18 protein-coding genes are annotated in these 17856 nt (G+C 59.7%); 7 read left to right on the forward strand and 11 right to left on the reverse strand.

The genetic code is table 11. The features are described from left to right. Nucleotides 1-15 precede the first annotated feature (15 nt). Complete coding sequence (gene moaC / locus RHM62_RS18245) at nucleotides 16-528, forward strand: cyclic pyranopterin monophosphate synthase MoaC (protein WP_322123442.1); 513 nt, start codon at nucleotides 16-18, stop codon at nucleotides 526-528. A 24-nt stretch (nucleotides 529-552) separates the two neighbouring features. On the opposite strand, the gene tfpZ is transcribed toward moaC, so the two are convergent. From tfpZ to recA, 10 genes are all read right to left on the reverse strand, one after another. Next, complete coding sequence (tfpZ, locus tag RHM62_RS18250) at nucleotides 553-1314, reverse strand: TfpX/TfpZ family type IV pilin accessory protein (protein ID WP_322123443.1); 762 nt, start codon at nucleotides 1312-1314, stop codon at nucleotides 553-555. A 192-nt stretch (nucleotides 1315-1506) separates the two neighbouring features. After that, on the reverse strand, nucleotides 1507-2040 hold the full coding sequence (locus RHM62_RS18255) for a pilin (RefSeq protein ID WP_416172339.1): 534 nt from the start codon (nucleotides 2038-2040) through the stop codon (nucleotides 1507-1509). Nucleotides 2041-2245: 205 nt separating this feature from the next. Next, entirely contained in the window at nucleotides 2246-2926 is a 681-nt protein-coding gene (locus RHM62_RS18260; protein WP_322123445.1) for an FHA domain-containing protein, read from the reverse strand. Between the two features lie 36 nt (nucleotides 2927-2962). After that, nucleotides 2963-3781, reverse strand: a complete 819-nt coding sequence (locus tag RHM62_RS18265) for a Stp1/IreP family PP2C-type Ser/Thr phosphatase (protein ID WP_322123446.1) — start codon at nucleotides 3779-3781, stop codon at nucleotides 2963-2965. A gap of 18 nt (nucleotides 3782-3799) precedes the next feature. Then, the gene (locus RHM62_RS18270; protein ID WP_322125447.1) at nucleotides 3800-4534 is read right to left on the reverse strand and encodes a TerC family protein; all 735 of its coding nucleotides are present in this window, start codon (nucleotides 4532-4534) and stop codon (nucleotides 3800-3802) included. Between the two features lie 125 nt (nucleotides 4535-4659). After that, nucleotides 4660-5541, reverse strand: coding sequence for a succinate--CoA ligase subunit alpha (gene sucD / locus RHM62_RS18275; protein ID WP_322123447.1), 882 nt, complete (start codon nucleotides 5539-5541; stop codon nucleotides 4660-4662). A gap of 35 nt (nucleotides 5542-5576) precedes the next feature. Then, entirely contained in the window at nucleotides 5577-6743 is a 1167-nt protein-coding gene (gene sucC, locus RHM62_RS18280; protein ID WP_322123448.1) for an ADP-forming succinate--CoA ligase subunit beta, read from the reverse strand. Nucleotides 6744-6785: 42 nt separating this feature from the next. Continuing rightward, the gene (locus RHM62_RS18285) at nucleotides 6786-7370 is read right to left on the reverse strand and encodes a DUF2889 domain-containing protein (RefSeq protein WP_322123449.1); all 585 of its coding nucleotides are present in this window, start codon (nucleotides 7368-7370) and stop codon (nucleotides 6786-6788) included. Between the two features lie 239 nt (nucleotides 7371-7609). Next, nucleotides 7610-8095 (reverse strand): recombination regulator RecX, encoded by a 486-nt coding sequence (gene recX / locus RHM62_RS18290; protein WP_322123450.1) that lies wholly within the window; start codon nucleotides 8093-8095, stop codon nucleotides 7610-7612. A gap of 46 nt (nucleotides 8096-8141) precedes the next feature. Then, nucleotides 8142-9254, reverse strand: coding sequence for a recombinase RecA (gene recA, locus RHM62_RS18295; protein WP_009666155.1), 1113 nt, complete (start codon nucleotides 9252-9254; stop codon nucleotides 8142-8144). Nucleotides 9255-9460: 206 nt separating this feature from the next. Here recA and RHM62_RS18300 point away from each other — a divergent pair, with 206 nt between their 5' ends. After that, nucleotides 9461-10486, forward strand: a complete 1026-nt coding sequence (locus RHM62_RS18300) for a hypothetical protein (RefSeq protein ID WP_322123451.1) — start codon at nucleotides 9461-9463, stop codon at nucleotides 10484-10486. A gap of 146 nt (nucleotides 10487-10632) precedes the next feature. Here RHM62_RS18300 and RHM62_RS18305 read toward each other — a convergent pair whose 3' ends face one another. Further along, a complete protein-coding gene (locus tag RHM62_RS18305; protein ID WP_322123452.1) occupies nucleotides 10633-11262 on the reverse strand; it encodes a hypothetical protein in 630 nt (209 codons plus the stop codon). 514 nt (nucleotides 11263-11776) lie between these two features. Here RHM62_RS18305 and RHM62_RS18310 point away from each other — a divergent pair. The 5 genes from RHM62_RS18310 to RHM62_RS18330 all read left to right on the forward strand — a co-directional run bounded on the left by RHM62_RS18310 (nucleotide 11777) and on the right by RHM62_RS18330 (nucleotide 17856). Then, nucleotides 11777-12463 carry a response regulator transcription factor gene (locus tag RHM62_RS18310; protein WP_322123453.1) on the forward strand — a complete coding sequence of 229 codons (687 nt, stop codon included), beginning with the start codon at nucleotides 11777-11779 and terminating at the stop codon, nucleotides 12461-12463. A gap of 1 nt (nucleotide 12464) precedes the next feature. Then, nucleotides 12465-13994, forward strand: coding sequence for a sensor histidine kinase (locus RHM62_RS18315; RefSeq protein WP_322123454.1), 1530 nt, complete (start codon nucleotides 12465-12467; stop codon nucleotides 13992-13994). Then, the gene (locus tag RHM62_RS18320; RefSeq protein ID WP_322123455.1) at nucleotides 13994-14275 is read left to right on the forward strand and encodes a DUF4212 domain-containing protein; all 282 of its coding nucleotides are present in this window, start codon (nucleotides 13994-13996) and stop codon (nucleotides 14273-14275) included. The genes RHM62_RS18315 and RHM62_RS18320 overlap by 1 nt, the downstream gene beginning before the upstream one ends. Beyond that, nucleotides 14265-16304 (forward strand): sodium:solute symporter family protein, encoded by a 2040-nt coding sequence (locus RHM62_RS18325; RefSeq protein WP_322123456.1) that lies wholly within the window; start codon nucleotides 14265-14267, stop codon nucleotides 16302-16304. Before RHM62_RS18320 ends, RHM62_RS18325 begins: the two co-directional genes overlap by 11 nt. Nucleotides 16305-16428: 124 nt before the next feature. Continuing rightward, nucleotides 16429-17856: a circularly permuted type 2 ATP-grasp protein gene (locus RHM62_RS18330; protein ID WP_322123457.1), complete on the forward strand. Its 1428-nt coding sequence runs from the start codon at nucleotides 16429-16431 to the stop codon at nucleotides 17854-17856.

Consider the following 17856-nt stretch of genomic DNA (forward strand, 5'->3'; position numbering starts at 1 on the left):
CTTTTTCGACTCCTGATGACCATCAAAACTACCCCGCACGATCCTGTTCCTGTTCACGACGGGCTGACCCATTTCGATAGCGCCGGCCAGGCCCACATGGTCGACGTCGGCAACAAAGCTGAAACCCACCGCCTCGCGATTGCCAGCGGCACCATCCGCATGAAACCCGAGACCCTCGCGCTGATCCAGTCCGGCACCGCAAAAAAAGGCGACGTCCTCGGCATCGCCCGGATCGCAGCGATCATGGCCACCAAACGCACCAGCGAACTGGTGCCGCTGTGTCATCCGCTGGCGCTGACGCGGGTGGTGGTGGATTTCAGTGTGGATGCGGCATCAAGCAGTATTGGCTGTACGGCGCAGGTGGAGACGTTTGGTAAGACGGGGGTGGAGATCGAGGCGCTGTTTGCGGTGCAGGTGGGGTTGCTGACTGTTTATGACATGTGCAAGGCGGTGGATAGGGGGATGGTGATTGAGGGCGTGAAGGTGATGGAGAAGCATGGGGGGCGGTCGGGGGATTGGGTGGCGTGATCGCAAACCACCCGACGAGAACTGTTATTGCCCCCAAGGATCGATTGGTAACAACTCGACGATACTGGCATCGGAAAGGCGCACCATCATCGTCAGATCCTGTACTTTCCCGCGAACTGGAACGAAACCAACTTCGTGCATTTTCAAGTCTGCTTTACCGAGAGCATCGCTAATTGTTTTTGCCCCGTCTGCCCGTTTAGCTTTTGCAATACGGCTGTTTAATGAATCCATCGTCAGGAGTCTGGCCTTTACATCTGCAGCAACCTCTTGATAGCCCAAATAAAACTGCGGCATTTGTGGCAAATCAGGGCCACCATTCAGCGCCGAAAACAAGACGGTCTTTCGCCCAGCAGAATCCTCGGGCAAACGTGCGCCGACAATGAGAGGCCCAGCCATTGGCAAGGTCTTTTTCATTGCCTTATCAAGCTCCGCGTCGGGAATATCCGCTGCGGTAACGATCGTAAACATATCGATGTTGTAAACCAGATAAACCGGTCGACCTGAGAATATCGTGTGTATGCCGAACAGCAATGCAGCCAACTGGAGCACTGCGATGATTGCTAGATCCATTTTCAGCGACTTCTTCAATGGATTAAAGATAATCAACGTTATTAACGGACCTATTGTTATATCTACCGCGGCAAGAACAAACAATATGTTTTGCACACCTAAAGCTGAAAAATAGTAGCCGGGATACCAAAGAAAAATAACGAACGCGACTACCGACACTACCAGTAAAAAACTGATTAGCAAGTGAAAAAGGCTAGCGTAAATTCTCTTTGGCATAAGTATAATTTCAGATAGAAATAATAAAAAATGGTCAACTAACTACAGAAAATTCGAAAACTAAGAATTTACGTGCAATAAAAATAAAAAAAGCACATTAACTCCGGAAAGAGCTACTGTGCTTTATTAAATCAGATTTTCCTATTGGCAGCAAACTGAGTTCACTTCGCTGCAACCATCATCGCGGAAATATTAACGGCAGTTTGAAGGCGAGTACTTCGCCAACAAAGTACCGGCTCCAGCAGCAGTCATACCGCCTGCTGTTGCAGCAGTACCGCCAACCCCACGGCATGCCCAATCAATTGCACCAGTCGTACCGGCAAGCACCGCTGCAGCTAAAGTAATTGCGCCACCAGCAGCAGCAGGCTTCACGAAAGGAGAGACAACCAGAGTACCAGCGGCACCAACGTTGGTAACGTTATAGGTCGCTGTAATTACACCGGTCGCTACATCTGCCGCAATGGATGTTAGATATTTCGTAGGATTTGCTGCATTTACTGAAACATTTGCTGCTAAAGCATTAGCACCTAATTCAACAACAGTAGTCGACTCAGCGATCAATGTTTTGAAACCTTCCGCCATTACCATTCCTTCTGATACTTTTGAGCGAATTGTGTAATCGGTATAAGCAGGCAATGCAATCGCAGCCAAAATACCAATAATCGCCACCACAATCATCAATTCAATCAGCGTGAAACCCGCTTGTGCTTTCTTAACCATTGTCATCGTTTTCATTTTGCGTATCCCCGTTGGAAGTAGACAGAGGTTTCTGCCATGAACACATCTTCGCAAGCGGCGTGCCAGCCGAAAACAGGGGTAAATACGGGCCAATTCCGGCATTTGACAGCGGCAGGTGACCAGAATCATCACTCCGGCCTGACAATTTACGTCAGGCAACAAAAAAGCGTCGCGTACGCATCGCCGACATTGCCTACCGTACGACGAATTCCACCTCGGTCCCCGACAAATCCACGACATTCCCGGACACAAGCGGATGCGCAGTCGCGCCGATCGATACACCATCGACCAGCGGAAACCCCTCGCCTTCTACGTGGGTGATCGTGAATCCTTGCGGTCGCCGCGTGATCAGCGCGACCTGCACGCCGGGGCGGCCGATGGTGGTCAGGGACTTGGTGATGATCATTTCCTTGCCGGCACCGGATCCGGTGCGGATCCGCAAGACCGCCTGGGGAGCGGGCCGGCTATTGGTCGACGTGGCGATCTCGGTTTCACCGCGCTGCGCGGCGATCGCGGAATCGACGTCGAATACCGTGCGCGGAAAATCCACCTCGCTACTGGTGGCCGGCTCGGCAACCCGCCGCACCCCCGGATTGAAATAACGGATGTCGTAATTGGCGACGCGGATGACGTCGTGGTTTTGCAGGTAATGCTTGCTGACCGGTTCGCCGTTGACGAGGATGCCGTTGGTGCTGTTGAGGTCTTCGACGAACGAGTCCTGGCGGATCGTGACGATGGCTGCGTGCGAGGCGCTGACCGAGCGGGTGTCGAGCACGATGTCGTTTTGCGGTCGCCGGCCTATGGTGATGCGTTCCTGGTCTAGCGGCATTTCGTGCAACAGCTGGCCATCTCTGGACACGATGATCTTTGCCATGGTCGTTATTCCTTTCGGTCGGGCGGTGTGCGCCTGTTATTTGATCCAGCCAAAAAGTCGATTGATCAGGCCCTGCTTTTTTTCATCCGGCTCCTGAACTTGCACAAGAATAACGGAAATATTGTCCCTGCCGCCCTGTTCATTGGCACTGCTCACCAGATTGTCGGCGGCGCGTTGCATGTCTTCCGGCCAGGCTTGCAGGATGCCGGCGATGTGCTGCGCGGGCAGCATGTCGGACAAGCCATCCGAACAGAACAGGTAGAGGTCGCCTGCGCGCACCGGATAATCGTGCACTTCGACGTCGACGACATCATCGACACCCACCGCGCGCGTGATCAGGTTGCGATTGCTGGCGCACCAGGCCTGCTCCTCGCTGACCAGGCCGGCGTCGATCTGTTCCTGCAGGAGCGAATGATCGTGCGTCAGTTGTTCGAGTTGCCCGTCGCGCTGGCGGTAGCATCGCGAGTCTCCGACATGCGCCAGCGTGATCGTTTGCCGATGAAAAAGTGCCATCACCAGCGTCGTACCCATGCCGGCGTAGAGCGGTTCCGACAAGGCGGCCGTGAGAATGGCGGTATTGGCTTCGTTGATGGCGTGGCTGAGCAAGGCCGGCATGTGATCGAGTGTCGTGCCGGACGGCTGGTCGGCGATGGCCTGCAACTCGGTTTCCATGACTTGTCGCGCCGTCGTGATGGCGATGCTGCTGGCGACTTCGCCGGCGTTATAGCCGCCCATGCCGTCGGCCAGGATCACCAGACCAAAATCGGGACTGAGCGCGATGGCGTCTTCGTTGTGCGGTCGCAGCAGGCCGGTATCGGTGAGTGCGACGAATTCAAGTTGCAGCGGAATCGACATGGGTAGGCAGACGAAAAATCAGTGAAGCGCAGCCGGTGCGCTGGTGCGACGTACCAGCCACTTACCGACCAGTACAACGCCGAGCGCCCCCACCAGACCGGGCACGCTGGGCATCAAGCCGAACAGATCAAACCGCAAGGCCTGCGGCGGCAGTGTGGCCTCGAACCAACCCGCCAGCGCGATATCGCTGGTGATCATTTCACCGGCCAGATAACCGAGCAAGGCCGCACCCAGTGTGATGATGATCGGCAATAGTTCCATCAGTTTCAGGACCAGCGTGCTGCCCCACACGACGATGGGTACGCTGACCAGTATGCCGAAGGTCACCAGCATCAACTGGTGTTCGCCAGCGGCCTGTTCGGCGGCGCTGGCGACTGCGATTACGTTGTCGATGCTCATCACGAGGTCGGCAATGATGATGGTCCGGATGGCACTGACGAGCCGGTCGCTGCCGTGCAGGTCGGCGTGGCTATCGCCCTGTTCGGACAGCAACTTGATGCCTATCCAGAGCAGCAGCAAGCCGCCTGCCAGTTTCAGGAATGGCACTTGCAACAGCGTGACGGCGAAGGCAATGAGCGCGATGCGGATCAGGATGGCACCGGCAGTGCCCCACAGGATGCCTTTCATGCGCAGCTTGGCCGGCAGGTTGCGGCAGGCCAGGGCAATGACGATGGCATTGTCGCCGCCTAGCAGCAGGTCGATCAGGATGATCTGGCCGACCGCGATCCAGTTCAGATTCAGCAAGAGATCCATCATGTCCAATAGCCTCTACGCGGACCAAGTGGTCCGCGGTATAAATTCGGTCCTGCAGAAATGCAGCGGGGAGCCTAGGCTCCCCGCAGGTCGCCGTACTGGCGACCGTGTACGGCAACAGCGAATTACAACATGGATTTCAGCAAGCGCGCCATTTCTGACGGGTTCTTGGTGACCGTGATGCCGCAGGCTTCCATGATGTCGAGCTTGGCTTGCGCCGTGTCGGCACCGCCGGAGATCAGCGCGCCGGCATGGCCCATGCGCTTGCCCGGAGGCGCGGTGACGCCGGCGATGAAGCCGACCACCGGTTTTTTCATGTTGTCCTTGATCCAGTAAGCTGCATTGGCTTCATCCGGACCGCCGATTTCACCGATCATGATGACGGCGTCCGTATCCGGATCGTCATTGAACATGCGCATGATGTCGATGTGCTTGAGACCGTTGATCGGATCGCCACCGATACCGACGGCCGACGATTGACCCAGACCCAGTGCGGTCAATTGGCCAACGGCTTCATAGGTCAGCGTGCCGGAGCGCGAGACCACGCCGATACGGCCGGCCTTGTGGATATGACCTGGCATGATGCCGATCTTGATTTCGTCAGGTGTGATCAGGCCGGGGCAGTTTGGTCCGAGCAGCAAGGTCTTGCTGCCGGATTTGGCCATGCGGTCCTTCAAGGCCATCATGTCGCGGACAGGAATGCCTTCGGTGATGCAAATGGCCAGATCGAGTTCGGCTTCGACGGCTTCCCAGATCGCGGCAGCAGCGCCGGCGGGCGGCACGTAAATGACCGACACGTTGACGCCGGTCTTGGCCTTGGCTTCAGCGACGTTGGCAAAAATCGGAATGCCTTCGAAGTCTTCACCGGCTTTTTTCGGGTTGACGCCGGCGACAAAACAGTTCGCGCCATTGGCGTAGTCGCGGCACATGCGCGTGTGGAATTGACCGGTCTTGCCGGTAATTCCCTGGGTTACGACTTTGGTATCTTTATTGATCAGAATCGACATAGTTGTTCCTAGTGGCTCGTGGTGGGGCGCGCGGGTTAGTGTGCTTTGGCGGCAGCGACTACCTGGCGGGCGGCGTCTTCCATCGTGTCGGCGGCGATGATCGGCAGGCCGGACTCGGCGAGCATTTTTTTGCCCAGGTCTTCGTTGGTGCCCTTCATGCGCACGACCAGCGGGACGGTCAGCGAGACGGCTTTGGACGCCACGATGACGCCTTCGGCGATCACATCGCACTTCATGATGCCGCCGAAGATGTTGACCAGGATGGCTTTCAGGCCCGGGTTCTTCAACATGATCTTGAAGGCTTCGGTCACTTTTTCTGCCGTGGCACCGCCGCCGACGTCCAGGAAGTTGGCCGGCTCGCCGCCGAACAGCTTGATGGTATCCATCGTGGCCATGGCCAGACCGGCACCGTTGACCAGGCAACCGATGTCGCCGTCGAGCGAGATGTAGGCCAGGTCGAACTTCGAGGCTTCGACTTCGGCTGCATCTTCTTCGTCGAGATCGCGGTAAGCGACGATTTCAGGCTGACGATACAGCGCGTTGGCGTCGAAGTTGAACTTGGCATCGAGCGCGATGACCTTGCCGGAACCGGTCAGGATCAGCGGGTTGATTTCGGCCAGCGCGGCGTCGGTTTCCCAGTACGCCTTGTACAAGCCTTGCAATTGGGTGCGGGCATCGACGATCGAGGCAGCCGGCACGCCGATCTTGGCCGCAATACCGTCGGCTTCGGCATCAGTCAGGCCGACAGCCGGATCAATGGCGATGTGGTGCAGCAGTTCGGGATGGCTCTCGGCGACTTCTTCGATGTCCATGCCGCCTTCGCTTGATGCCATCAGCACCACGCGTTGCGTGACACGATCGGTCACCAGGCTGACGTACAGTTCCTTGGCGATATCAGCGCCTTCTTCGATCAGCAGACGACGCACTTGCTGGCCTTCCGGGCTGGTCTGATGCGTGACCAGTTGCATGCCGAGAATGGCCGTGGCGTATTCGCGTACTTGCTCGAGGGTCTTGGCGACCTTGACGCCGCCACCCTTGCCGCGACCGCCCGCATGAATCTGAGCCTTGACGACCCAGACCGGACCACCGAGTGTCTCGGCTGCCTTGACGGCGTCCTCGACGGAATTGCACGGAATGCCGCGCGGGGTGGTGACGCCGTATTTGCGGAGGATTTCCTTACCCTGATACTCATGAATTTTCATGCGAGCTTCCCTTCAGACGCTGATCGTAAAAATGCTGGTTGACTAACTGGATTGAAACGGTTCCGCGACCTTGATGGCCCATCGCGGATAGTAGAGCGCGACCGCTGCGCCATCCGTGCGCAAGGCATGACAGCGGTCGAGTTGAAATGGTTTTTGTTGCTGATCGCCAGCGGCACTGCTGCCGTCGCGCGTGTCGATGACATCGCCGGCAAAGGCCTGGATCGTGGCGGTCGGCAGGATCTGCGCGAGCTCGGTCAGATGCGTGCAGCCACCGGTGCCGCCGATGCGGGCTGTCAGTTGCTGGCGAAAACTGCGCATCAGGTTCAAGCCGACCATAGCCTGATAGGCCGGGCTGATGGTGTCGCAATAGCCGGGGTACGGCACCGCATCCGAGACCGCTTCGACGGCCAGGATGTCGAGATCCCGGTTGATGGACAGGCGCAGCTTGAGGTCGTGGATGGGCGCGCCGGCCGGGCGTTCACCGGAGGCTAGTTTGACGATGCGGGTTTTGGTGTCGGTGATGCGGGCTTCGATATCCCACAGGCCGTCGTCACGCGCATACGCCTCGACCGTGAGGGTACGGGTATGTTTGAGTGCGCGACGGGAAACGGGTGGAGATAGGGGCATGCGGACCACTGCCATAAAAGAGCGACAACGAAGATAACTGCCGCATTTGCGTTCAGTAAAGGCAGATTCTGCGTTCACAACCGCTCATGCGGCACTGCAAAAACCGAGAAAGTGTAGCACAGCTCGATTTGCCGTTACCACCCGGTAGACCGGCAGCGACGATATTTCGCTTCGCTTACGGCCGCTTGTCCATGGCCTATTGCCTAAAGCCTGCGCAACTCATCTGATGCCGGCCCCAATCAGTCGTCATCGCCTGGCAACCACTCGTCGTCACCGCGCAGGCGCATCGCCGCCTGAATCGCCTTGTGCGAGAACCCGCGTTGCTGCATGAAGCGCATTTGCTTGCCGCGCGCGGCGGCGTCGGCGGGTGGCGCGCCGAATTTGCGCAGCCAGACTTCGCGGGCACGCGCCAGCTCGTCGACTTGCAGGCGTCCTTTCAGATCGCTCAAGGCTTCGCCCTGGATGCCATGGCTTTGCAGTTCGGAGACGATGCGGTTGTTGCCGAACCGGGCGGCACGACGATGGATCAGGGATTCGGAGAAGCGGGCTTGCGAGAGAAATTTGGCGTTTTCCAGCCAGTCGAGCAAGGCGTCGACATCGTCGCCCTCTTGCGCATGGCGCTGCAACTTGCGCGCCAGTTCAAGACGGCTGTGTTCACGCATCGACAGAAAGCGCAAGGCCCGCGCCTTCAGACTGACTTTAACGCTGCCACCCGGCCTTGCCATCAGGCCGGTAAGACGGTTGTCAGTCTGTCAGCGCGGGTGACATCGCTCATTCGGCGACGACATCCTTGCCTTCGATCGCGGCTTTGTCGGCGGCTTTGTCAGCCGCTTTTTTCTTGGCCGGCTCGGTACCTTTGAGGGCGCCCAGTTCAGGCACGCCCAGCGAGACACGCACCTTGTTTTCGATTTCGCGGGCCAGCTCGGGACGCTCTTTCAGGAAGGTCCGTGCATTGTCCTTGCCCTGGCCGATCCGTTCGCCGTTGTAGCTGTACCAGGCTCCGGCTTTTTCAACGATCTTGGCATCGGCACCGAGGTCGAGGATTTCACCTTCACGGGATACGCCTTCGCCATACAGGATGTCGAAATGCGCTTCTCGAAATGGCGGCGCGATCTTGTTCTTGACGACCTTGACTTTGGTTTCGTTGCCGATGACTTCGTCGCCGGACTTGATCGAACCGGTACGACGGATGTCGAGCCGCACCGACGCATAGAACTTCAGGGCATTGCCGCCGGTGGTGGTTTCGGGATTGCCGAACATGACGCCGATTTTCATGCGGATCTGGTTGATGAAGATGACCAGCGTGTTGGTGCGGTTGATCGAACCGGTCAGCTTGCGCAGTGCTTGCGACATCAGTCGTGCCTGCAGGCCCGGCAGCGAGTCACCCATGTCGCCTTCGATTTCGGCACGTGGCGTCAAGGCCGCGACCGAGTCGATGACGATCAGGTCGACGCCGCCCGAGCGCACCAGCGCATCGGTAATTTCAAGGGCCTGTTCGCCGGTATCGGGCTGCGAGATCAGCAGTTCGGACAGGTTGATACCCAGCTTCTGGGCGTAGCCGACATCGAGCGCGTGTTCGGCATCGATGAAGGCACAGGTGCCGCCCAGCTTTTGCATTTCGGCGATGGTTTGCAGCGTCAGCGTGGTTTTGCCGGAGGATTCTGGACCGTAGATTTCGACGACACGGCCGCGTGGCAAGCCACCGACGCCGAGCGCGATATCGAGGCCGAGCGAGCCGGTCGAGACGACCTGGACTTCTTCGACCACTGCACCGTCAGCCATGCGCATGACCGAACCTTTGCCGAACTGTTTTTCAATCTGGGCCAGCGCTGCGGCCAGCGCCTTGCTTTTATCTGAACCGGATACGGCTTTTTTGTCGTCCATGAATGTACTTTCAGCGGTAGGTAGCTAACGAGATGGCGTCAGCAAAGTGAATCACAACCCGAACTGTATAAAAAAACAGTGGTTTATGCAAGCAGGGGTTTTTGCGGGAGATCAACGATGATTGACGGCGTCGCTCCGGCGACGGCGCGCAGACCGGGATCATCATGCTCCACGGGGCTAGAAGATACATGACGAAATAATAGTCTGTGCGTCCAATGGTAATCTTCGACCTCACTACCCTGATCGCTACCCTGTACCGGCCTGTGCCGTGGCCATTTATTCCACCGGATTCGCACCGCCCCTTGCCCTACGACACCACTCCTGCTATCCATTCACCGCGCCGGCGTGCCAGCGACCGCATCGTGCCCGTCGAGCCGCCGCGCTCCAGGCCGGTGACGACGACGGTCGCGGCCATCCTCATGCTGCTGTTGCATGGACTGGTGCTATGGCTGATCCTCTACCATCAAAACAATCTGCCATTGCCTGTGCAGGGCAAGCGCGATGTCGAGACCACGCTGATGATGATCCCGAATACGCCGGACCGGTCCGCCCAACCGAAGCGGGCGCGTGGCGCCGATGTGCCTGCCAAGCCCGTGGTCAAGCCGGTCGCCAGGCCGCGACCGCCGCCGCAGCGGCAAGCCGCAGCACGTCCGAGCAAGCCACGTGCGGCACCCGAACCCGCCATCACGCAACAGCCACTGAAACGCGCCGTACCGCCGCCGGAGCCCGATCCCGCAGATGATTTTTCAAGCCGGCTGGCAGCGCGCCAGCAACAACGTGCCGAGGCCGAATCGCAGGAGCGTCAGACCCAGGCCGCGCGCGGTACCCCCGAGCAGCAGGATAACGAACGCGGCCGTCAGGCCGCACTGGCCAATATTGCGACCAGCATGAAGGCGGCCGGCATTGAAAAGGAAAGTGGCGGCGGCCTGTTCCAGTTGCGCAGTGTCGGCGCGCACAATGCGGAGTTCCTGTTCCGCGGCTGGAAAAAAGAAGCCAGCCGTAACTGGAGCCAGATTCTCAATGTCGAACAGGGCAGCGAAGAAGACGTGCGCATCGCCGTGGTCAAGAAGATGATCGAGATCATCCGCGAGCACACACAGGAAGATTTCACGTGGGATTCACGCCGCTTGGGCAAGACCATCACGCTCAGCGCCAAACCGGCAGATCAGGCCGGACTGCAGCAATTTCTGCTGCGCGAGTTTTTTCCGGATTACAGTCCGACGCGGCGCTAGCGCTGTCTTGTCTGAACCCACCGAACGCAGATCGTAGGGTGCAACAACCGCAGGGCATTGCACCGAATGGATCACTTGCGGTTGATGAGACTGTAAGCACTCCGTCATGACCAAGCCGGGGGCGGCCCGCATAAACGCTAACATCCCTAGACAGCACGCGTCGTAAGTTGGGTTGGGTTGGGTTGGGAAGCCCAGCATTCATGCGGGTTACGGTCGTCGGTAGCTTGGCTTGTCTGTGCTCCGCCACGACCTAGCCGGGGGCGGCCCGGCAGCCGGACCGGCATGCGGTCCCTTCTTTTTGCTTCGCCAAAAAGAGAGTAACCAAGAAAAAGGCGACCGCGAGACTGCTGCCCTTCGGGTTCCCAAAAGCCGGAGCCAGTCAGGGGGAAGGCCGCAAACTCGCTACGCTCAGACAGTGCGGCCTTCTGATCCCCTGCCTGACTCCGGCTTTTGGCAGCTATCTCAATGCGGAACAGGTCAACGGCCACTTCAACGGCAACGGCAACGGCAACGGCAACGGCAACGGCAACGGCAACGGCAACGGCAACGGCAACGGCAACGGCAACGGCAACGGCAACGGCAACGGCAACGGCAACCCCGTGTCGTTGCCGTTGAAGTTGAAGTTGTTTTTGAAGTTGCTTTGGAAGTTGCGGTTGCTTTTGACGTGGTTGTTGACCTTGACCTGCTCCGCATTGAGGCAGCTGCCAAAAACGGTAGTCAGGCAAGGGATAAGAGGGCCGCACTGTTTGAGGTGAAGCAGGGGTTTCGGATCGCATGCGATCCGCCTGCGTAACGGGATTCGCTTGCAAGCGAATCTGCGCCCTGCAAGGGCAGCGAGTTTGCGGCACTCCCCTTGCCTGACTACCGTTTTTGGGAACCCGCAGGGCAGCCGCATCGCGGTCGCCTTTTTCTTGGTTACTTACTTTTTGGCGAAGCAAAAAGAAGTGACCGGCTGCCGGGCCGCTCCCGGCTTGGTCGTGGCGAAGCACATAAAAACCAAGCTACCGGCGACCGTAACCCGCATGAATGCTGAGCTTCGCAACCCAACCCAACTTGCGAAGCGTGCTGTCCAGGAACGCTAGCGCCTATGCGGGCCGCTCCCGGCTTGGTAGTGGCGAAGCACAAACAAACCAAGCTACCGACGACCGCAACCCACATGAATCCCGGGCTTCGCAACCCACCGATGAACCGTGCAAATGAGGAAAGTTAGCGCTTATGGGTTGTCATCCTGCCTTGCCCGAACCCGCCGAACACAATAGACTCTGCGCATTCCAACCCGGGCCAATAACGATGCGTATCCTGCTTGCCGAAGACGACAGTGTGCTGGCCGATGGCTTGACGCGTTCGCTGCGCCAGTCCGGGTATGCGACCGATTGCGTGCATAACGGGGTCGAAGCCGATCTGGCCCTGTCGACCCAGGATTTCGATTTACTGATCCTCGACCTCGGCCTGCCGCGCATGTCAGGGCTGGAAGTGCTGCGCAAGCTGCGCGCCCGCAACTCCCATTTGCCCGTACTGATCCTGACCGCCGCCGATTCGATAGAGCAGCGCGTCAAGGGTCTCGATCTGGGTGCCGACGACTACATGGCCAAGCCGTTTGCACTGTCCGAACTCGAAGCCCGGGTGCGCGCCCTGACCCGCCGTGGCGTCGGCGGCGGACCGACCGTAGTGCGGCACGGCCCGCTGTCGTATGACCAGGTTGGCCGTATTGCCTACCTGAACGAGCAGATGCTGGACTTGTCGGCACGCGAACTGGGTCTGCTGGAAGTGCTGCTGCAACGCACCGGCCGGCTGGTCTCGAAAGAGCAGCTGGTTGACCACTTGTGCGAATGGGGCGAAGAAGTCAGCAACAACGCCATCGAAGTCTATGTCCACCGGCTGCGCAAGAAGATCGAGTTCGGCGGCGTGCGCATCGCCACCGTGCGCGGCCTCGGGTATTGCCTCGAAAAATACATCGACGCTCCGGCAGCGACCTGACGTGCCAACGCGGGACACTTCTGATCCGGCGCTTCACGCCGGCATCGATGGCACCGACGAGCCCATCCGGCGCTCGCTGTTCGGCGAAATCCTCGACTGGATGCTGGTGCCGTTATTGCTGCTGTGGCCGATGAGCATCGCCATCACCTATCTGGTGGCAAAGTCAATTGCCAACCAGCCGTTCGACCGCGCTCTCGATGACAGCGTGACCGTGCTGTCGCAGCAGGTGCGCGAAGTCGATAGCAAAGTGGTCGCCCTGTTGCCGGGTGCCGCACGCGACATCCTGCGTGCCGACGAGATCGATACCGTGTACTACCAGGTGCGCGACGTCGATGGCGACTATGTCGATGGCGACCACGACATGTCGGTGCCGGCCGACGAAGAAAACGCGCCGACCGGCACGGTCCAGTTTCGCGATGACCGCATCCACGGTACCGACGTACGCATCGCCTATGTGCAGGTCGACCTGCGCCCTTCCCGGCTCATGCGCGAACAAGCCAGCGATACCATCAGCGAACCGCGCATGGCGCTGGTGCAGGTCGGCGAAACCCTCGACAAGCGGGCCAGACTGGCCAACGACATCATCAAGGGCGTGATCCTGCCGCAGTTCATCATCCTGCCGGTGGCGCTGGCGCTGGTCTGGTTTGCGCTGGCCCGCGGGCTGGCGCCGCTGGCCGAACTGCAGCAACGTATCCGGGCGCGCCGTCCGGATGATCTCAGTCCGATCGATTCGGGCCAGGTGCCGGAAGAGATCTCGCCGCTGGTGCGCTCGCTCAATGACATGCTCGAACGGCTGTCGCAGACCATCGACTTACAAAAACGCTTCATTGCCGATGCCGCTCACCAGATGAAGACACCGCTGGCCGGCATGCGCATGCAATCCGAGCTGGCGTTGCGCCAGACCTCGCAGGATGAAATCCATCGCTCGCTCGAGCAGCTCTCGAAAAGCTCCGAGGCTGCAACGCGTCTGATCAACCAGCTGCTATCGCTGGCGCATGCCGAAAACCGCTCCGTGCGGGCGCGCGCTTTCGAGCCGATCGAACTGTGCGAACTGGCCCGCACTGTCGTGCAGGACTGGGTGCCGGCCGCCCTCGCGCGGCAGATCGATATCGGCTTCGAGCAACCCGGACATCCGGTCATGACGGTTGGTAATGCGATGCTATTGCGCGAATTGCTGAGCAACCTGATCGACAACGCACTGCGCTATACGCCGTCGCTCGGCAGCGTGACCATCCGCGTGCGCATCGACGAAGGTCGCCAGCAGGCGATGCTGGAAATCGAAGATACCGGACCCGGCATCGCCGCCGCCGAGCGCAGCCATATCTTCGAGCGCTTTTACCGCATCCTCGGCAGCAATGTCGAAGGCAGCGGCCTGGGCCTGGCGATCGTGCGCGAGATCGCGTTGCAGCACGATGCCGAGATCGATGTCTTCAGCAACCCGCACAGCCATGACCCCAAAATTCCGGGCAGTCTGTTCCGCGTTGCGCTGCCGATGGTACAGCCGCTGTCGTTCATCGAGGACATCGGCTGATGCGCGAATTCCTGCCGGGCGCGCCACTCGACGCCGCTGCCCACTGGCGCCTGACCCGGCGTTTGACGCTGCAATTGCTGGCTGGCTGGCTGGTCATGACGGTCGGTATCATCTGGTTTGCACGCGAACTCGATGCGCTGGTCGTCTTCGGCTGGCCGCTGTCGTTTTACCTGGCCGCGCAAGGGGCGACGCTGGTCTATGTCGCCATGATTGGCTGTTATGCGTGGCGCATGCGCACGCTGGATCGCCGTTACGTACCGGAGCCTGCCCATGACGACTAGGTCATTTTCCAGCCGCCTGAAAATTTACTACGGCTGGTTCACGGCCTGCTTCGTGCTGTTTCTGCTGGCACTGGCCATTCTTGAAAAGGAAGGCATGCCGCGCATCTGGATCGGCTACCTGTTCCTGTTCGCCACTATCGTCATGTATGCCGGCATCGGCGTCATCAGCCGCACCGCCGATGTGTCCGAATATTACGTCGCAGGGCGACGCGTGCCGGCCATCTTCAATGGCATGGCGACCGCCGCCGACTGGATGTCGGCAGCGAGTTTTCTGAGTCTGGCCGGCGGCCTGTATTTGCAGGGCTTCGATGGCCTGGCCTACGTGATGGGCTGGACCGGCGGCTTCGTGCTGGTGGCCTTGCTGGTGGCACCGTTCCTGCGCAAGTTCGGCCAGTACACGGTGCCCGATTATCTGGCCGCCCGGTACGGCGGGCGCTACGGCAATGACATGGTGCGCACGCTGGCCGTGTTCGCTACCGTGATCGTATCGTTTACGTACGTGGTGGCGCAGATCTACGGTGTCGGGCTGATCACGTCACGTTTTACCGGCGTCGATTTTTCGGTCGGTATATTTTTGGGACTGGCCAGTATCCTGGTCTGCTCCTTCCTCGGCGGCATGCGCGCAGTGACCTGGACCCAGGTGGCGCAGTACCTGATCATGCTCATCGCCTACATGATTCCGGTGGTCTGGATGTCGGTCAAGCACACCAGCGTGCCGGTGCCGCAGGTGGCGTACGGCACCGCGCTATCGGCGCTGGGCGAGCGCGAAAAAGTGCTCAATGCCGACCCCAAAGAGCAGCAAGTGCGCGACGTATTCCGGCAGCGCGCCGCCGAGCTCGACTTGCGCCTGCGCGAGTTGCCGGCGGCCTGGTCCAACGGCCTGTTCGATGCCCAGCGCCGGGTCGAACAGCTCAAGCGCGACAACGCCACACTGATCGATATCAAGAGCGCCAGCCGGGCCCTGGCCGCTTATCCGAAGGATGCCAACGAAGCGCGCCAGGTCTGGACCGAGTCGCGCAACAATTATCTGGCACGCGCCGCGCCCATCCTGCCGCATGCCACGCCCTTCCCGGGCACCGACGCGGCGACCTCGGACAGCAAGCGGAATAATTTTCTGGCGCTGGTGCTGTGTCTGATGATGGGCACGGCCGCGCTGCCGCATGTGCTGGTGCGCTACTACACGACGCCGTCGGTGCACCAGGCCCGCAAGTCGGTGTTCTGGACGCTGTTCTTCATCATGCTGCTGTACATCACGATTCCGGCGCTGGCGGTGCTGGTCAAGCTCGACATCTACAGCACGCTGGTCGGTTCCGAGTTCTCGCACCTGCCGGGCTGGGTCTCGTACTGGGCCAACCTCGACAAGCTCCATCCGCTGGTGAGCATCGTCGACATCAACCATGACGGCATCGTGCAACTGGCCGAGATCGTCCTCGATGGCGATATCGTCGTGCTGGCCACGCCGGAAATCGCCGGCCTGCCCTATGTGGTATCGGGTCTGATCGCCGCCGGCGGACTGGCAGCGGCACTATCGACCGCTGATGGCTTGCTGCTGACGATTTCGAGCGCGCTGTCGCACGATGTCTATTACCGGAAAATCGATCCGACTGCCTCTACCCAGAAGCGCGTGACGATCTCCAAGCTGTTGTTGCTGGTGGTGGCGCTGGTGGCGGCTTACGTCGCTTCGCTCAAGCCGGGCAATATCCTGTCGATGGTTGGCGCGGCATTTTCGCTGGCGGCATCGATGCTGTTTCCGGCGCTCGCGCTGGGCATGTTCTGGAAACGGGCGAACCAGCCCGGCGCGGTTGCCGGCATGCTGGTCGGGCTGATCGTCTGCGTGGTCTACATGCTGCGCACCTATCCGGCACTGGGCGGCTCGATTGCGGGGCAGTGGTTCCAGATTGCACCAATATCGGCCGGCATCTTCGGCGTACCGGCCGGCTTCCTCGCGTTGATTGTCGTCAGTTTGCTGACGCCAGCACCAGACCAGCACACCCTGGCACTGATCGATCGCTTGCGAAGACCGCAATAGCGTCCCGGGTCACATAGGCCGGCAGATCGTCATATCGGCTGGCACATTTCTTGATACCCTGTCATCAGGCCCGCTGCCCGCAATGCGTCGCAGCGTCATCAGAAAAACTGCAATGGGACACAGCATGGCGAATTTTTTCGATGAGATGTACTCCAGTGGCACCACCGGCGTACGAGAGCACTATCACGAGTTTCAGGCCTGGCTGACCGAACAGCCCGCCACGATCATCGCCCGCAAGCAAGCCGAAGCCGACCTGATCTTCCGCCGCGTCGGCATTACCTTCGCCGTCTATGGCGACGATGCCGACAACGATGCCGGCACCGAACGGCTGATTCCATTCGATATCATTCCGCGCATCATCACCGCGGCCGAATGGGCCCAGCTGGAAACCGGGCTGGTACAGCGCGTGAAAGCGCTCAACATGTTCCTGCACGATATTTATCACGACCAGAACATCATCAAGGCCGGCGTGATCCCGGCCGAACAGATCTACAAGAACGCCCAGTACCGTCCCGAGATGCAGAACGTCTCGGTAGTCAACGACATCTACGCCCATATCGCCGGCGTTGACATCGTGCGTGCCGGTGCCGGCGAATTCTATGTCCTCGAAGACAACCTGCGGGTGCCGTCCGGCGTGTCGTACATGCTGGAAAACCGCAAGATGATGATGCGGCTGTTCCCCGAGCTGTTCGCGCGCCACCAGATCGCGCCGGTCGCGCACTATCCCGACATGTTGCTTGATAACCTGCGCTCGGTAGCACCGGTGGGCGTGATCGATCCGACTGTCGTCGTGATGTCGCCGGGAATGTACAACTCGGCCTATTTCGAGCACGCGTTCCTGGCCCAGCAAATGGGCGTCGAACTGGTCGAAGGCAAGGACATGTTCGTCGACAACAACCTGGTCTTCATGCGCACCACGCGCGGACCGCAACGGGTCGACGTGATCTATCGCCGCCTCGATGACGACTTCCTTGATCCAAAAGCTTTCCGGCCCGACTCGGCGCTGGGCGTGCCGGGCTTGCTGGAAGCGTATCGCGAAGGTGGCGTCACGCTGGCCAATGCGATCGGCACCGGTGTCGCCGACGACAAGTCGATCTATCCGTTCGTGCCGGACATGGTGCGTTTTTATCTGAGCGAAGAACCTATCCTCAACAACGTACCGACCTTCCAGTGCCGCAAAAAAGAAGATCTGGCCTACACGCTGGCCCATCTGCCGGAGCTGGTCGTCAAGGAAGTCCACGGTGCCGGCGGTTACGGCATGCTGGTCGGTCCGGCCGCCTCGCAAGCCGAGATCGAGGACTTCCGTGCCCGCCTGATTGCCAAGCCCGAAGGCTACATTGCGCAGCCCACGCTGGCGCTGTCGGCCTGCCCGACCTATGTCAAGGCCGGCATTGCCCCGCGCCACATCGACCTGCGCCCGTTCGTCCTGTCCGGAAAAACCATTTCGATGGTACCCGGCGGGCTCACGCGCGTGGCCCTCAAAGATGGCTCCCTGGTGGTCAATTCCTCCCAGGGCGGCGGCACCAAAGACACCTGGATCCTGGAGAAATGA

This window comes from Actimicrobium sp. CCC2.4 (assembly GCF_034347385.1).
GTDB lineage: Bacteria > Pseudomonadota > Gammaproteobacteria > Burkholderiales > Burkholderiaceae_D > Actimicrobium.

Excerpts from the sequence above, each read along its gene's own strand:
- moaC (WP_322123442.1), top strand. The coding sequence starts at position 16 with ATGACCATCAAAACTACCCCGCACGATCCTGTTCCTGTTCACGACGGG.
- tfpZ (WP_322123443.1), bottom strand. The coding sequence starts at position 1,314 with ATGCCAAAGAGAATTTACGCTAGCCTTTTTCACTTGCTAATCAGTTTT.
- RHM62_RS18255 (WP_416172339.1), bottom strand. The coding sequence starts at position 2,040 with ATGACAATGGTTAAGAAAGCACAAGCGGGTTTCACGCTGATTGAATTG.
- RHM62_RS18260 (WP_322123445.1), bottom strand. The coding sequence starts at position 2,926 with ATGGCAAAGATCATCGTGTCCAGAGATGGCCAGCTGTTGCACGAAATG.
- RHM62_RS18265 (WP_322123446.1), bottom strand. The coding sequence starts at position 3,781 with ATGTCGATTCCGCTGCAACTTGAATTCGTCGCACTCACCGATACCGGC.
- RHM62_RS18270 (WP_322125447.1), bottom strand. The coding sequence starts at position 4,534 with ATGGATCTCTTGCTGAATCTGAACTGGATCGCGGTCGGCCAGATCATC.
- sucD (WP_322123447.1), bottom strand. The coding sequence starts at position 5,541 with ATGTCGATTCTGATCAATAAAGATACCAAAGTCGTAACCCAGGGAATT.
- sucC (WP_322123448.1), bottom strand. The coding sequence starts at position 6,743 with ATGAAAATTCATGAGTATCAGGGTAAGGAAATCCTCCGCAAATACGGC.
- RHM62_RS18285 (WP_322123449.1), bottom strand. The coding sequence starts at position 7,370 with ATGCCCCTATCTCCACCCGTTTCCCGTCGCGCACTCAAACATACCCGT.
- recX (WP_322123450.1), bottom strand. The coding sequence starts at position 8,095 with ATGGCAAGGCCGGGTGGCAGCGTTAAAGTCAGTCTGAAGGCGCGGGCC.
- recA (WP_009666155.1), bottom strand. The coding sequence starts at position 9,254 with ATGGACGACAAAAAAGCCGTATCCGGTTCAGATAAAAGCAAGGCGCTG.
- RHM62_RS18305 (WP_322123452.1), bottom strand. The coding sequence starts at position 11,262 with ATGCGATCCGAAACCCCTGCTTCACCTCAAACAGTGCGGCCCTCTTAT.
- RHM62_RS18310 (WP_322123453.1), top strand. The coding sequence starts at position 11,777 with ATGCGTATCCTGCTTGCCGAAGACGACAGTGTGCTGGCCGATGGCTTG.
- RHM62_RS18320 (WP_322123455.1), top strand. The coding sequence starts at position 13,994 with ATGCGCGAATTCCTGCCGGGCGCGCCACTCGACGCCGCTGCCCACTGG.
- RHM62_RS18325 (WP_322123456.1), top strand. The coding sequence starts at position 14,265 with ATGACGACTAGGTCATTTTCCAGCCGCCTGAAAATTTACTACGGCTGG.
- RHM62_RS18330 (WP_322123457.1), top strand. The coding sequence starts at position 16,429 with ATGGCGAATTTTTTCGATGAGATGTACTCCAGTGGCACCACCGGCGTA.